Genomic DNA, 14970 nt, shown 5'->3' with positions numbered 1-14970 from the left:
TTTGTTGGCCTACTAGGGCTCGAACCTAGACTCTTCTGGACCAAAACCAGACGTGTTGCCAGTTACACCATAGGCCAATGCCATTTGAGGGTGCAAATTTAGTACAAAGTTTTATTTGTACAAGTATTTTTTGAAAAAAATATTCGTTAGAATCTGTTTAGGAATTTGTGATTGGAATTGTTATGGACTATTTTTGATGAAGTTCGAGGCGGAATTTTTAAGCATAGCCGTAGCTACGGTTAAAAATTGTAACGAAGAAACGCGCAAAAAGAGGCGTAAGAAAACAGTTGACAAATTCCTAAACAGGTTCTAAAACTTAACGTTTACTTAAAAACATTTGCGGTAACGTATTTATTGTTAAATTCGCCTTGCAAATAAACAAGGATATTCATGGCACATTTCAACTTTAAAAAATGGAACACGCTTTTAGGTTGGTTCTCTTTTTTAATAGCTCTTATCACATATAGTTTAACGGTTGAACCTACGGTAAGTTTTTGGGATGCCGGCGAATACATTTTAACCTCCGCAAAATTGCAAGTGGGCCACCCGCCAGGAGCACCGCTATTTCAAATGTTGGGGGCTTTTTTTTCCATTTTCACCTTCGGAAATACCGAATTGGTGGGCTGGATGATGAACATGATGAGTGCCGTTGCCAGTGCTTTTACCATACTGTTTATGTTTTGGACCATCACCCTACTTCTTAAAAAAATAGTGGTTGGCAAAAACGAGATGTCACAAAACAAAGCCATGGCTATTTTAGGCAGTGGTTTAGTTGGGAGTTTGGCATTTACCTTTACCGATTCCTTTTGGTTTAATGCCGTTGAAACCGAAGTATATGCCATGGCCACATTAATTATGGCCGTTCTGTTTTGGCTCGGATTGCGTTGGGAACAAGATATGGATAAACCCCGAGGCAACCGCTGGCTTATTTTAATAGCCTTTATCATTGGGCTGTCGTTTGGTGTTCACTTTATGGGATTACTTACCATTCCTGCTATCGGACTCATTTATTACTTCAAAAATTATAAAACCATAACGGTTAAAAACTTCATTATTGCCAACGCTGTTTCGGTGGGTATTTTATTGTTCGTTTTTAAACTGTTGGCTCCCAACATCCTTAAAATTTTTAGTGCTACCGAAATCTTTTTTGTAAACACCATTGGCCTTCCTTTTAATTCGGGCTCCATTATCGCTGGTATTTTATTGGTGCTTTTAATCAATTACGGACTACGATTAACCCGCAAAAAAGGTTATGTGCACCTCAACACGGCCATTTTGTGTATTGCCTTTATTATTGTTGGGTTTTCATCGTGGCTTATGCTGCCCATCCGTGCCAATGCCAATGTGGTTATTAATGAAAATAACCCTTCTAGTGCCAGAGAACTTTTGGCGTATTACAACTTGGAGCAGTACCCCGAAACGCACTTGTTTTACGGGCCTCAGTTCACCGACCAGTATGCTTATTTAGATGAAAACAATCCGTATATAGACGATAAACCGAAATACGAAAAAGACGAAGAAAAAGGCAAATATGTTGTAGTGAACGACTATAAAAATGCCAAACAAAATTACAATTCCAAGCACGCCTCTATTCTTCCGCGCATGTGGAGCACCGAACACGCTGAAAATTACATGATGTTTTCTGGGTTTCTGGATTTTAAGTTAAAACCAGAATACCAAATGGAAAACCAGTTGCGTACAGCGGTTAATAACTTTAGAAAGGATGTTAACCAGGGCAACATTGATTATGAAGATTACCATAATTTTTTAAAGCAATTTAAAGAGTATATTGATATTGAAAAACCCTCGTTGGCCAGCAATATCCGTTATTTATTCGAATACCAATTGGGCTACATGTACTGGCGTTATTTTATGTGGAATTTTGCTGGGCGCCAAGACGATATTCAAGGCAGGTACGATAACCATGGCAACTGGATTTCTGGCATAAAACCACTGGACGAATGGCATTTGGGACTATCGCAAGACAACCTTCCTAGCGATGTAAAAAACAACAAGGCTCGAAACACCTATTATTTACTTCCCCTTATTTTAGGGTTGCTCGGCTTTTTCTTTTTATTCAACAAAGACAAAAAACTGTTTTGGGTGATGTTGGTATTTTTCCTGTTTACGGGCATCGCCATTCAGGTTTACACCAATGTTCGTCCGTTTGAACCTCGCGAACGCGATTACTCGGTAGTGGGCTCTTTTTATGTATTTGCTCTTTGGGTCGGGTTTGGGGTTTACGGCCTTTACGACACTTTAAAAAATTATATTCCAAAAAAACTGGCAGCTCCAATAATTACAGTGGTTTGCTTGATTTTGGTTCCGGGTATTTTGGTAGCCAATAACTGGGATGACCATGACCGATCGGATAAATATACCGCTAGATCGATGGCTCATAAATACCTCGATTCGTGTGCTGAAAACGCCATTTTGTTTACCATTGGCGACAACGACACCTTTGCATTATGGTACGCCCAAGAAATTGAAGGCTACCGTACCGACGTTAGGGTAGTGAACACCAGCTTGTTCCAAACCGATTGGTACATCGACCAAATGAAACGCAAAGCTTACGAAAGCGACCCGATTCCGTCGCAGCTTACTCACGATTTATACAAGTATGGTACTAACGATTATATTGTAATCCAACAGGTTATTCAGGATACCTTGCCTGTAAAACAATTTTTGGATTTTGTGGGCAGCGACAACCCAAAAACAAAGTACAAATTTGTATTGCAGCAACGCGGTATCGATATTTCGCAAGTGCGTTCTCAAGACCTTAATGCCACGTATTTGCCAACTCCGCATTTGCGTATTCCGGTAAATAAAGAAAACGTATTGAACTCGGGTATTGTTAAGCCTGAAAATGCGAATGACATTGTACCATATATCGATATTACCATAAAAGGTGGAGCGCTTTACAAAAACCGCTTACTCATGCTAGATATTGTTGCCAATAACGAATGGAAACGCCCCATTTATTTTACCGGCGGAAGTTTTGGTGATGACGATTATATCTGGATGAAGGACTATTTACAGCTCGACGGACTGTGCTACAAACTAGTCCCTATAAAAACACCTGTTGATCGCGCCAATCCGTTTGATATGGGACGCGTGGACAGCGATTTAATGTATGAAAAAGTAAAGCAATGGGATTGGGGCAACAGTGGCAGTCCAGATATTTACCACGACCCTGAAACCCGCAAAAACTCCATAACGTACCGAGGTAATTTAGCCCGATTGATTCAGCAGTTGATTAACGAACGTAAATTTGACAAAGCCGAAGAAATTGCAGATATCGCCATGGAAAACATGCCTGTGGAATATTTTGGATTTTACACTTTGCTGGAGCCTTACATTAAGGCTTATTATGAAGTGGGCAACAAAGAGAAAGCCCGAACACTGTTCAAACAAGTAGCTCAAAAATATCAGGAAAACCTATCGTATTATAGCAGCCTTAAAACCAAAAATCAAGAGCGTTTGTTTGAAGAAATCTATACAGACATCAGCCGATATAAAGCGTTGATAGATGTATTGATTCAACATGACGCCGAGTTTGCTGAAGAAGAAGGCAATATCTTTAATAATTATTTAAGGTCTTTCAAACATTTTTACGGTGGTGATGAGCCAGAACCACAAAATAGGGATTTACCTGTTGATAGCGGTTTACCTATAGAAACAGATAGCGCAAGTTAATTTCAGACTATGGATTTTATCCCCATAAAAACGCCTCGGGTCGCCAAAAAAATGTTCCCGAATTACGTTTGGGATATTCCAACAAATGAAAAGGTTATCTATTTAACTTTTGATGATGGCCCAACACCCGAAATTACGAATTGGACTTTGGCAACGTTAAAACAATACCAAGCTAAAGCGACGTTTTTCTGTATTGGCAATAATATTGAAAAGCATCCCGATATTTTTCAAAATATCATTAAAGAAGGTCATGCTGTTGGCAACCACACCCATAACCATATTAAGGGCTGGAAAACCAAAACCTGGGACTATTTAGAGAATATTAAGCAATGTGAAAAAGTATTCAAAGCGCAAGCCCCTCAATCGTCAATCGTCAATCGCCAATCGTTAACAACGAATCTGTTCCGGCCACCATACGGGCAAATTACTCTGAAACAAGGCAAAAATCTAATTGAAAGCGGTTATAAAATCATCATGTGGGATGTGCTTTCCTTCGATTGGGATAAAAACATTTCACCTGAAACCTGTTTAAAAAATGTAACCACTAAAGCTGTAGAAGGGAGTATTATTGTGTTTCACGATAGTGTAAAAGCTTCAAAAAACATGCAATATACCTTACCAAAAGTATTGGATTACTTTAGTGGAAAAGGCTTTGTATTTAAGAGTTTGGGAATTTAAAGATACTCCTGGACAATGGTAATTAACGTAGCGGCATCCTGCTCACCACTTTGGCGCCATTTCATCTCGCCATTTTTGTAGATAATTAGGGTTGGCAAGGTTTTAACACGCAAAGCTTCGGCCAGCTCCCGGTTTTTTTCAACCTCTATTTTTATAACTTTGGCTTTATCGCCCAAAGCTGCTGCAACATCTCTTAGGGCCAGATGCATCTCGCTTGTTTTTTCGTCCAATTCAGAATGAAAATCGAACAAAACTGGAATATTAACATCAATAAGTTCACCGAATTTAGACATACACTGTGGTTTATTAATCAAATGCATTTTTACAAACCTACATAAATTTGATGTACTTTAATAACATCATTTAGTAGAGTAACCGTTGTATTTATAAAAATAGAAAAATTTAAGATAAATATAGCATTTCTGGGCAATTATGCTTGGCTTAGACCTTTTTTCAACTCAATAACCGTTATTTCTGGCCAAATACCAACACGCCCTGGATAGCCTAAATATCCAAAACCACGGTTTACATTTATGTATTGCCCCATTTCTTTATAAATGCCCGCCCAATATTTGTAGCGCCATTTGGCCGGGCTCCATTTTACCCATCCCGGAATTTCGATACCAAACTGCATGCCGTGAGTGTGCCCACTTAAGGTTAAATGATAGTGCATATTATCTTTTATCACCTCATCTTCCCAATGCGAAGGGTCGTGACTCAGCAATATTTTAAAATCGTTGGTATCAATATTTTGTGTGGCTTTTTTTAGATCGCCCGCCTTTTTAAATCCGCCGCGCCCCCAATTTTCAACACCCACAATAGCTATTTTTTGTCCGTTTCGTTCAACATATTGGCTTTCATTCAACAAAAGATTGAAACCCATATCTTTTTGCAACTGCTTTAAATCGTCTAAATTTTGAGCCTTTGCTTCCTTTGATGGCCAATTTACATAATCGCCATAATCGTGGTTACCCAAAACCGAAAACACACCATCCTTAGCTTTTAAGGTTCCAAACAAATCCTTCCAAGGCAACATTTCAGAAGATTTATTGTTCACCATATCGCCCGTAAAAAATAAGGCATCTACATTTTGTTCGTTAATCAAATTGATACCGTATTCTATTTTTTTTCGATTGTCAAAACTCCCGGAATGTATATCGCTTATTTGGGCAATTCGGTAGCCGTCAAAAGCATCTGGCAAATCTTCAAAATTCAGGGTATAGTTCAGCACCCGAAATCGATACTTTCCTTTATACATACCGTATAACAACGAAGCAAACGGAATGGCTGCAGCACCCAATGCAATTTGACTGATGAATTTTCTTCGTGAAGGCATATAAAAACCCTCTTTTTTGGTTACCAATTTCTCGTAAAGTCCGTAAATAACCCTAACGATATCTTCTCCCAAAAGCAAAGGTATCAGCACCAATCCCAGAGATATAAACGCCAATAAAAACCCAAAGGCATAACTTTTGGCCGGATTGAGCACCCTACCTTCGGAATACACCGTAAACTGGACAATAAAATTACCTGCAATAATCACCGCCATGGCGATAAACAGGTACTGCAACCAAACGCTTTTGGTGATGGTTTTAATAGCCTGAAACCCGTAAAATACGATAAAGGCATAAAAGAGAATGAATAATATCCAACGTAGCATGGGTGCTTTTTTAATCAAAGATAAGGCTATTGGCCATGAATAGGGAATCCTTGATTTTATTTAACTAATTGTTAAGATTTTTAAGCATAGCCCTTTATAAATACACTAAACTATAAATGCCATTTTCAACATAACTTTTCGTAGTTTTGGTTTTCTATCAAAACACAATCCATGTCAGCACAAAAACGTCTTTTTTTGGTCGATGCCTATGCATTAATTTTCCGTGGCTATTATGCTTTTATAAAAAATCCGCGAATCAATTCGAAAGGTATCGATACCTCGGCCATTATGGGATTTATGAATTCGCTTTTGGATGTAATTAAGCGCGAGCGCCCCGACCATTTGGCGGTGTGTTTTGATAAAGGCGGAAGTGCCGACCGTGTGGAAATGTTCGAAGAATACAAGGCTAACCGAGACGAAACCCCCGAAGCCATTAAAGTGGCCGTACCCTACATTCAGGAGATTTTAAAAGCCATGCACATTCCCATTATGGTGAAAGAAGGTTTTGAGGCCGACGACGTTATTGGCACCCTCTCCAAACAAGCCGAAAAACAGGGCTACCAAACCTTTATGGTAACGCCCGATAAGGATTTTGCCCAATTGGTTTCTGAAAATATTTTTATGTATCGCCCCAAATCGTTTGGGGGAGGCTACGAAACTTGGGGCATTGCCGAAGTGCAGAAAAAATTTGAGGTGGAACGCCCCGAACAAGTGATTGACTTTTTGGGTATGATGGGCGACTCTTCCGATAATATCCCAGGGTTGCCGGGTGTTGGTGAAAAAACGGCCAAAAAATTCATTAAGGCTTATGGAAGTATGGAAGGTTTGTTCGAAAACCTCCACGAGCTAAAAGGTAAAATGAAAGAAAAAGTAGAAGCCAACCAAGAATTAGGACTACTATCGAAAAAATTGGCTCGCATCATGCTGGATGTTCCTGTGGAATTCGACGAAAAAGATTTTGAAATGTGCGACCCCGATGTTGAGGCCGTAAAAAACATTTTTCAGGAGTTGGAATTTAGAAGGCTTACCGAAAATTTTCTAAAAACCTTTGCTCCCGAAGAAGATTTAGCTTCTAATGTAACTGATGTCACTTCGAGCGGAGTCGAGAAGTCTCCTTCATCTTCAAAACAAGTTTCCCCTTCGGGGAAAATGTCCGCAGGACAAAAGGGGACTGCGGGGGCTGGTCAGTTTTCGCTTTTTGGTAATGACGGCGAGGCTAAAACTTCAGAAGCTACTTCCGAATACGCTCGTAAAACTGCCGAAACCACCTCACATTTCTACCAAAGTGTAGCATCAGGCATGGCCACAAAACTGTTCATTAAAAATTTAATGAACCAAACCTCGGTTTGTTTTGATACCGAAACCACGAGCATTGACCCCTTGCAGGCCGAACTGGTGGGCATTGCTTTTTCGTGGGAAACAGGCAAAGGCTTTTATGTGCCATTCTCCGAAAACAGGGATGAAGCCCAAGAATTGATTGAGCAATTGCGTCCGTTTTTTGAGAGCGAAAACATCGAAAAAATCGGTCAGAATTTAAAATACGACATCAAGGTTTTGGCAAAATATAACATCGAAGTAAAAGGCAAACTATTCGACACCATGTTGGCTCATTACCTCATCAACCCCGATATGCGCCACAATATGGATGTGCTGGCCGAAACCTATTTGAACTACACGCCCATTTCCATTGAAACCCTTATTGGAAAAAAAGGTAAAAATCAGCTATCGATGCGCGAGGTGCCTTTGGAACAACAAACCGAATATGCCGTTGAGGATGCCGATATCACCCTTCAGCTCAAAGAACATTTTCAAAATGAATTGGGCGAGGCCAATACGCAAACCTTGTTTGATGATATTGAAATTCCGTTGCTGCGCGTCTTGGCCGCTATGGAATTGGAGGGCATCAATTTAGATAAAGACTTTTTAAACTCCCTTTCGGAGCAATTGAATAACGACATTGCCAGTCTTGAAAAAAGCATTTATGAAGCTGCTGGTGAAGAATTCAACATTGCTTCCCCAAAGCAGTTAGGCATCATTTTGTTTGAAAAAATGAAATTGGTGGATAAACCAAAAAAAACAAAAACAGGACAATACGCCACATCCGAGGATATTTTAAGCTACTTGGCCAAAGACCACGACATCATTCAGCAAATTTTGGATTTCAGGGGGCTTTCAAAATTAAAGAGCACCTACGTGGACGCACTCCCTTTGCAGGTAGATCCATCAACGGGACGCGTACACACTGACTACATGCAAACGGTTGCCGCTACGGGACGTTTAAGTAGCAACAACCCCAACTTACAGAACATCCCCATCCGTACCGAACGTGGCCGACAAGTGCGGAAAGCCTTTGTGCCAAGAAATGAAGATTATATTCTGTTGGCTGCCGATTATAGCCAGATTGAACTTCGCATCATAGCCGCTTTAAGTGAAGAAGAAACCATGATTGAGGCTTTCAAAAACGGCGAAGATATTCATGCTTCCACAGCTTCAAAAGTGTTTAATGTGCCTATTGCCGAAGTAACGCGCGAGCAGCGTAGCAATGCCAAAACGGTAAACTTCGGAATTATTTATGGGGTTTCCGCTTTCGGTCTAAGCAACCAAACGGATTTATCGCGAAGCGAGGCCAAAGAATTAATCGACACCTATTACGAAACCTATCCTAAACTTAAAAAATACATCAGCACCCAAGTGGATTTTGCCCGCGATAATGGTTATGTGCAAACGGTTTTGGGCCGTCGTAGGTATTTAAAGGACATCAATTCCAGAAACGCCGTGGTGCGCGGTGCTGCCGAACGCAACGCCGTAAATGCCCCCATTCAAGGGAGTGCTGCCGATATTATTAAACTGGCCATGATTGCTATTCACCAAAAATTGAATGAAGGCGATTTTAAAACTAAAATGTTACTGCAAGTACATGACGAATTGGTTTTTGATGTTTACAAACCCGAACTCGACACCATTAAAAGCCTAGTAAAGACCGAAATGGAAAACGCCTATAAACTTGCTGTTCCGTTGGATGTTGATTTAGGGACTGGTAATGATTGGTTGGAGGCGCATTAGGTTTTAACATTCCTATCCGTCCAGGGGACACTACTCAGACTTGAAAAATCAATTGCCTTAAAAATTCTATTGTTTGAAATATTTACAGAAAAAATATTCGCAAACAAGCTAAAATGTCCCCTAGAGGGGACTACAGGGGTGTCAGTAAAAAATGAGAAACAAAATAATTCCATACAACCCAAAGTTAAAACTACTAGCAAGGCAGTTAAGAAAAAATAGCACCTTACCAGAAGTGTTATTATGGCAAAAGATTAAACAACGTGCGTTTGGTGTTCAGTTTCATCGACAAGTTCCTATGTTAAACTACATTGCCGATTTTTATTGCCACGAAATCGGCTTGGCCATAGAAATTGATGGAAAAAGTCATGACCATTCCTTTTTGTATGATGCAAAACGACAAGCCGAATTAGAAGCCTATGGTGTAAAGTTTTTAAGGTTTACCAACGACGAGGTCAAAAATAATATGTTTAGTGTTCTGTTGGTTATTGAAGAAACCGTAAAAGAATTGACTGAAAAACACCCCTAAAGTCCCCTCAAGGGACACCACTCATAACCTAAAAGCGTCAGATACGAAACCATAGGAATCCTTATTTTAAAAGCAAGGTGTAGTTAGAACACACAGCAATTGCCCCTTAAGGGGAGCCACAGAGATGTGGAGTTGTTAATCTACTACCAACCCACTTAAAAACGCTCTAATTGGCAAACTACAGGTTTAAAAACATTCATCGAGTTATTTAATCCTTACAGTTCTGAGGAGTAACGTGAGAATTAGTTGTGTTTAATAAAACAAGACCTAATAGATTTTTAAAATCTATCAGGTCTTGAAAAGTTTACTTTTTTATCGCCTTTTTGCTAATAACCGTGCCATTGGAAAGCACAACCTTAGCCACAAACACTGTACTGTTTAAGTTAGATAGGTTAAACACTTCGCTATCGTTTTGACCGTTAAATTGGTAAAGCTGGCGACCAAACAAATCGAACAACGATACGGTTTTAATACCTAATCCGTTGGGAGCGGTAAACTGTACGTTGTCGTTTTCAAGTTCTACGATTTTTAATTGGCTTGGGTTTACCAAAGCATTGGCGGTTGAAAGCGCGTCGGCTTTAAATACAATTTCAAAACGGTTATTGAATTCGCCCGTTTCGGAAGTAAAGGTATAATCGCAAACCGTTAAGTCGTGTACTTTATTCAATAAGTTGTCTTTTACAAACACCGAATGGCTGTTTAAAAAGTCGCCCTCCATTTTTGCAATCGATAGGGTGTAAAGTGTGGCTACGTTGATTTTGGTTTTAAAACCAAGTTGGATGGTTTCATCTTCGTTAATGCTATTTATCTCTTTTCCTTGAATAACGTATTTTGTTGCATCATCATCCATCAAAGAATAAAATACCGTTGAGAGGTCTGGTGTAAGTAACTTTGGTGCATCGTACATGAGTCCATCGTTTTCATTGGAGGCATGGTCAACATAACCAACCAATATTTGATTAAACACGCCGTTATCCGAAGTTAGGTTTACCCACAACCTGTTTTCTAAAGGGTTTCGGGCATTGGTTCTTTTCGATTTATTGCCTCCTTTGAAAAATTGAGTGTTACTTGTTCCATTCGCTATTCGCATGGCGTTGGTAAATGTTGCCGTTCCTGGCGTTATGGCAGGAATGAAAAAACCTTGAGCAGAGGCCACGTAACCTGTCGGTATTTCGGAAGCTACACCACCTGCTACACCACCTGTTCCAACTGTAAAAGTTGCATAATCGTTATTGCTAAAGTTTAATTCTTGGTTTCCGGGGTTTGATCTATCCGGAGGGGTAGACTGCGACCAAAAATAGGCCACACCTTCAAGTACCGAAGAATTTGCAGCATGGAAGGCCACAAAATCAATAGCTGATGGGTAAGGGTTGCCAATAAAATTCCATTTTATACCGGGGTTGAGTGGGTCTAAATCAATGTTTACATCAATATCTCTAGTATTAAATTCGCCTTCAAAAGTGGCTGTTCCAGTTCCTCCAGGAAAGTGAAATCTCGGTTCTGTTGACGCATAGCCGACTCCGGGAATCATTGTTGTTCCACCCAAAGCATAGTCCCAGTCGTTATTATTGTCGTCAATATCATCGCCGTTGCCATCGTTAAAATTAGCTGCGTTAAACCAAAAACGACGGTCGCCATCAACATTCGGGAATGCGTCAGCAATGGTTTCATTAGTTACTGGTGAGCTCCAATACGTATAATAGTACCAAGCGGCTTTTGGAGGTGTTTGCTTTATCACTCTTCCAAGCCCTGTGCCTAATAGGTTGAACGTACCGTTGCTGTCGTTTTGAACAAAGTTACCAGAGCTTTCAACATTGATAAAGCTTGCATCGTCAACAGTAACATCGTTTTCAACTTCAATATATGTGCCGTTGTTAACGGTAAGGGTCGCACCAGAATCTACGGTTAAAGAGCATGCTTGAAAACTACCATCAACGCCTGTGTTATAGGGAGCGGATATTGTAACTTCAGTTGTTAAATCTGGAGTGCCGACCCAAGATCCATTCCATGTTGCAGTAGATAAACATGTTGCGGGGGCGTCGCAGGTATAAGAACAACCGCCAAGAGTAGGTCGGTTAACTGCCGAATTAGAATTGGTTTGATACCAATTGGTAGCATTTACAGTGGCAACGGCTTCTAAAATTAATGTTTGGTTGCTTGTAACTGTACATTGGTAGTTACTGTTGTCAAAATTACCCAAATTAACGGCATTTACTCCTTCAGTTAAGCCTGCTGGAACAGCGCTGTCATTAGTTCCTGTTACATCAGTCCAACCGACATCATTTCCAAAATGAACAGCAAACAAAAAAACGGGGGATTCAGTCGTTCCTTGAAAAGCTATTATTTGATCTCCTGCACTAGCAAGATTAAAACCCGTGTCAGAAACTTCTAAAGCAGCCCCACTTGTCGCTGAATGAGTATTTGAACCGGTATCAGTAATAATTATTTCTGTACCGCACGATAAATCAGTTGTGGCGGTCCAATTGACAATTCCTTCTCCAATTCTTCCATTGGAACTATTGTAATTTCTAAATCCGCCTGTCGCAAACCAACCGCAATCTGTGAAATGAATTTCAGTTCCAGCAAGTATGTCGGTAAGTAATACAAAAGAAAATTCATCCGGGTTGTCTGCTATAACACCTGTTATAGCAATATCGCCTTCAGCTAAAGTGGTCTGCCCCCCCACAAAATTAAAAGTAAATAGGGCAACAAGAATAAGAGTAATGTTTTTCATAACCGTTAAGTTTAAAATCTTTATTTAGGCAAAGCCTTATACGATAGATTTGGTTTTATATATGTTGTTTTTTGTTCAATACAATTGTTATTTTTGGCTTGTTATGCAAACCAAAAAAACATATACGGTACAGGAAGCTACCCAAAAAATGGAGCACTACTGCGCGTACCAAGAACGCTGCCATCAAGAAGTGCGGCAAAAACTGGTGGCCATGCACATGATACCCGAAGCCATCGATGTGATTGTGGTCCATTTGTTAGAGCATAACTATCTTAACGAGTCGCGTTACGCCAAAACATTTGTAAGCGGTAAGTTTAGAATTAAGAAATGGGGGCGCGGCCGAATGGCTTATGTGCTTAAGCAAAAGGGCCTAAGCAAAATTAATATAAATGAGGCACTTGCAGAAATTTCGGATGCGGAGTACATCGAGGTTTTCCATGGTTTAGCCGAAAAAAAAGCCAATTCCATAAAAGAGAGCAACGTTTTTAAGAAACGCAAAAAATTAATCGATTATCTGTTGTATAGAGGCTGGGAATCGCATTTGGTGTATGAAAAAGCTTCTGAATTGATTCAGTAGTGTTTTATGCCCATAAAAAAAGCGGATAAAACCAATGGGCTATCCGCTTTCAATAATTTTGAATGTAATTTCTTATAGATTAAAAACCGTACCCAAATTAATGCTAAACTGGTTGTGCAATTTTTCGGGAGCTGTTAGGTTTTCGGTTTTATATTTGGCCAATGGCACGTTAAGTTCGGTATAAATACCAAAACCATCTGTAAAAAAGTAACGCGCACCAAGGTGTCCGCCAAAGTTTTTAAGGCCGAGGCTTAAACCGGGGTACACATCAAAGTTTTCATCTACATTTATCACATTGCCCAAGTTGGCGTTAAAACGGGCACGTACATCAAAACGGTTATCGAAATCGGCGTTTAAATCGTCATCTGCATTGTTTTTTAGGTTTTCATGGATGCCCAAAAGGTAGGTGGACGATATACCGACAGAAATATTTTCGCCAATACCAAAATCGTAACTTATGTTAAGGCCTGTGCCATTGTTTTGAAAGTTGGCGCCCACTTGAAATTTATTGTCGTTTGCACCGGTAAAGGCTTGTGAGTTAACTAATGAAACGCTTAATACTGCGATTAAAAAAATGAATCTTTTCATGTATCCTAATTTAAAATTTGAGTGGGCAAATATATGCAAGTTTTATATAAACGACGTACAAAAACTACATGTTGTATATTTTGAAAATAGAATTTGGTTCAACCGTTAGTTCGAGTGATTTTGAGATTATTGAAATCAAAATATATTTTGATTGAAGATACCTAAGCGGAGCTTAAAAAAATCGTTCCCTATAGTTATAGGGAGAGAACTTTTTTTTAGATAAAAATTCTTTTTCTCGATAGCTCTACTGAGCGGAGCCGAAGTGCAAATTTCACTCCTTCCTTCGTGAAATTCACTCGAAATGACGAATTTCAAGGTCATGCCAAAGGGTTAAAAACTACAAATTCTTATGGGTGTTTTTTATGGCCTGTTCGTTTTTCCAGTCAATCCATTTTTGCTTTTTAATGCGTCGCATCAGGTTGTCGTAGTTGCGCATAATTAATATGTTGTAAATGGCCTGACCGAAGTTTTTTGGGTTTCGGGCAATGGCGCGCAGGCTCATGGAAAAACCGGGGGTGATGTAGCGCATGTAATGCCAATAGCCTTCGGGCATGTACAAAATCTCGCCATGGTTCAGTTCGGTTTGGTAGCCTTTGGCTTTTTTGAGCATGGGCCACTTTTCAAAATCGGGATTGTTAAAATCGATATCCTCTCGGGTAATGAGCGAATGCGGAATTTTATACAGGTACTTATTCTGCTTTTGGTCGAACAGAATGATTTGTTTTTTGCCTTCAAAATGAAAATGGAAAATATTGGCCAAATCAATATCATAGTGCATAAAAGTGTAAGAATCCCGTCCGCCGAAAAAGAGCATAGGGATGCCTTTCATAAGCCGCAGCCCAAAGTCTGGAAACGAAAAATCGTTTTGTAACTGCGGAATTTCCTTTAGGGCATTCCATAAAAAGATGCGGAATTTTGTGGGCTCGCGTTTCAGCAAATCGATGTAATCGGCCAGTTTCATTTTGGCGTGCGGTTCGTTAAAACCATCGCGGTAATCTACAGGCCTATCGTCGTAAAGCGGAATGGTAATGTCGCCGCCAATTTGTTTGATGTAGTCTAAGTTCCATTTGGAATAAGCTGGCCAGTCTTCAATAAAACGCTCGATAACCACAGGTTTCTGCGGATTAAAGTAGTGTTTTAAAAAATCCGATTTGGTAATGGTTTTTACCCTCGGAATGTCCTGTAAGTTTAATGCCAATGCTTAAAAATTTAGTGCGCCAAAGTTAAGAAAACGTTACGTGATTTGAAATAGTATAACGTTACAGGTTTTATAAGGACAGTTATTCCGAGCGTAGCGTGGGAATCTTTTACTCTTTAGTTCAAATGAAAAGATTACTTTTCCCGTCCCTCGTAATTGACGTGCGTTTTTTGTGTGGGCGTTTCTTATATAACGTCATTACAATTACGATCGCAGCAACCTGTGTTGGGCCTTGTTAAAGTATGGTAGT

The 14970-nt window shown here is 39.8% G+C and carries 10 protein-coding genes and 1 tRNA gene; 5 read left to right on the top strand and 6 right to left on the bottom strand.

From position 1 onward, the window contains the following. Positions 1-4: 4 nt before the first annotated feature. Positions 5-77 (bottom strand) — tRNA-Gln (locus ABI125_00170). Between the two features lie 313 nt (positions 78-390). Between ABI125_00170 and ABI125_00165 the strand changes: the two genes are divergently transcribed. Both ABI125_00165 and ABI125_00160 read left to right on the top strand, forming a co-directional pair. Further along, positions 391-3696 carry a DUF2723 domain-containing protein gene (locus ABI125_00165; GenBank protein XCF06293.1) on the top strand — a complete coding sequence of 1102 codons (3306 nt, stop codon included), beginning with the start codon at positions 391-393 and terminating at the stop codon, positions 3694-3696. Positions 3697-3747: 51 nt separating this feature from the next. After that, positions 3748-4374 (top strand): polysaccharide deacetylase family protein, encoded by a 627-nt coding sequence (locus ABI125_00160; protein ID XCF06292.1) that lies wholly within the window; start codon positions 3748-3750, stop codon positions 4372-4374. On the opposite strand, the gene ABI125_00155 is transcribed toward ABI125_00160, so the two are convergent. Together ABI125_00155 and ABI125_00150 are read right to left on the bottom strand one after the other, a co-directional pair. Further along, positions 4371-4667 carry a thioredoxin family protein gene (locus ABI125_00155; protein ID XCF06291.1) on the bottom strand — a complete coding sequence of 99 codons (297 nt, stop codon included), beginning with the start codon at positions 4665-4667 and terminating at the stop codon, positions 4371-4373. The two genes, ABI125_00160 and ABI125_00155, sit on opposite strands and share 4 nt — an antisense overlap. A gap of 137 nt (positions 4668-4804) precedes the next feature. After that, complete coding sequence (locus tag ABI125_00150) at positions 4805-6034, bottom strand: metallophosphoesterase (GenBank protein ID XCF06290.1); 1230 nt, start codon at positions 6032-6034, stop codon at positions 4805-4807. Positions 6035-6205: 171 nt separating this feature from the next. Between ABI125_00150 and polA the strand changes: the two genes are divergently transcribed. Then, positions 6206-9097 carry a DNA polymerase I gene (gene polA, locus ABI125_00145; protein XCF06289.1) on the top strand — a complete coding sequence of 964 codons (2892 nt, stop codon included), beginning with the start codon at positions 6206-6208 and terminating at the stop codon, positions 9095-9097. Between the two features lie 151 nt (positions 9098-9248). Further along, positions 9249-9623, top strand: coding sequence for an endonuclease domain-containing protein (locus tag ABI125_00140; GenBank protein ID XCF06288.1), 375 nt, complete (start codon positions 9249-9251; stop codon positions 9621-9623). A gap of 304 nt (positions 9624-9927) precedes the next feature. Here the strand turns inward: ABI125_00140 and ABI125_00135 are convergent, their stop codons facing one another. Next, positions 9928-12357 (bottom strand): hypothetical protein, encoded by a 2430-nt coding sequence (locus ABI125_00135; protein ID XCF06287.1) that lies wholly within the window; start codon positions 12355-12357, stop codon positions 9928-9930. 103 nt (positions 12358-12460) lie between these two features. Here ABI125_00135 and ABI125_00130 point away from each other — a divergent pair, with 103 nt between their 5' ends. After that, entirely contained in the window at positions 12461-12934 is a 474-nt protein-coding gene (locus ABI125_00130) for a regulatory protein RecX (protein XCF06286.1), read from the top strand. Between the two features lie 72 nt (positions 12935-13006). Here ABI125_00130 and ABI125_00125 read toward each other — a convergent pair whose 3' ends face one another. Together ABI125_00125 and ABI125_00120 are read right to left on the bottom strand one after the other, a co-directional pair. Beyond that, on the bottom strand, positions 13007-13522 hold the full coding sequence (locus tag ABI125_00125; GenBank protein XCF06285.1) for a DUF6646 family protein: 516 nt from the start codon (positions 13520-13522) through the stop codon (positions 13007-13009). A gap of 337 nt (positions 13523-13859) precedes the next feature. Then, positions 13860-14720 (bottom strand): cupin-like domain-containing protein, encoded by an 861-nt coding sequence (locus ABI125_00120; GenBank protein XCF06284.1) that lies wholly within the window; start codon positions 14718-14720, stop codon positions 13860-13862. Positions 14721-14970 lie beyond the last annotated feature (250 nt).

Origin of the sequence: Tamlana crocina, assembly GCA_040429635.1 — a bacterium.
Taxonomy (GTDB): Bacteria; Bacteroidota; Bacteroidia; order Flavobacteriales; family Flavobacteriaceae; genus Flavisericum; species Flavisericum crocinum.
Note: the sequence above shows the minus strand (reverse complement) of the source record. Positions and strands in the feature narration are given on the sequence as shown.

Excerpts from the sequence above, each read along its gene's own strand:
- polA (XCF06289.1), top strand. The coding sequence starts at position 6,206 with ATGTCAGCACAAAAACGTCTTTTTTTGGTCGATGCCTATGCATTAATT.
- ABI125_00160 (XCF06292.1), top strand. The coding sequence starts at position 3,748 with ATGTTCCCGAATTACGTTTGGGATATTCCAACAAATGAAAAGGTTATC.
- ABI125_00140 (XCF06288.1), top strand. The coding sequence starts at position 9,249 with ATGAGAAACAAAATAATTCCATACAACCCAAAGTTAAAACTACTAGCA.
- ABI125_00125 (XCF06285.1), bottom strand. The coding sequence starts at position 13,522 with ATGAAAAGATTCATTTTTTTAATCGCAGTATTAAGCGTTTCATTAGTT.
- ABI125_00155 (XCF06291.1), bottom strand. The coding sequence starts at position 4,667 with ATGTCTAAATTCGGTGAACTTATTGATGTTAATATTCCAGTTTTGTTC.
- ABI125_00150 (XCF06290.1), bottom strand. The coding sequence starts at position 6,034 with ATGCTACGTTGGATATTATTCATTCTCTTTTATGCCTTTATCGTATTT.
- ABI125_00135 (XCF06287.1), bottom strand. The coding sequence starts at position 12,357 with ATGAAAAACATTACTCTTATTCTTGTTGCCCTATTTACTTTTAATTTT.
- ABI125_00165 (XCF06293.1), top strand. The coding sequence starts at position 391 with ATGGCACATTTCAACTTTAAAAAATGGAACACGCTTTTAGGTTGGTTC.
- ABI125_00130 (XCF06286.1), top strand. The coding sequence starts at position 12,461 with ATGCAAACCAAAAAAACATATACGGTACAGGAAGCTACCCAAAAAATG.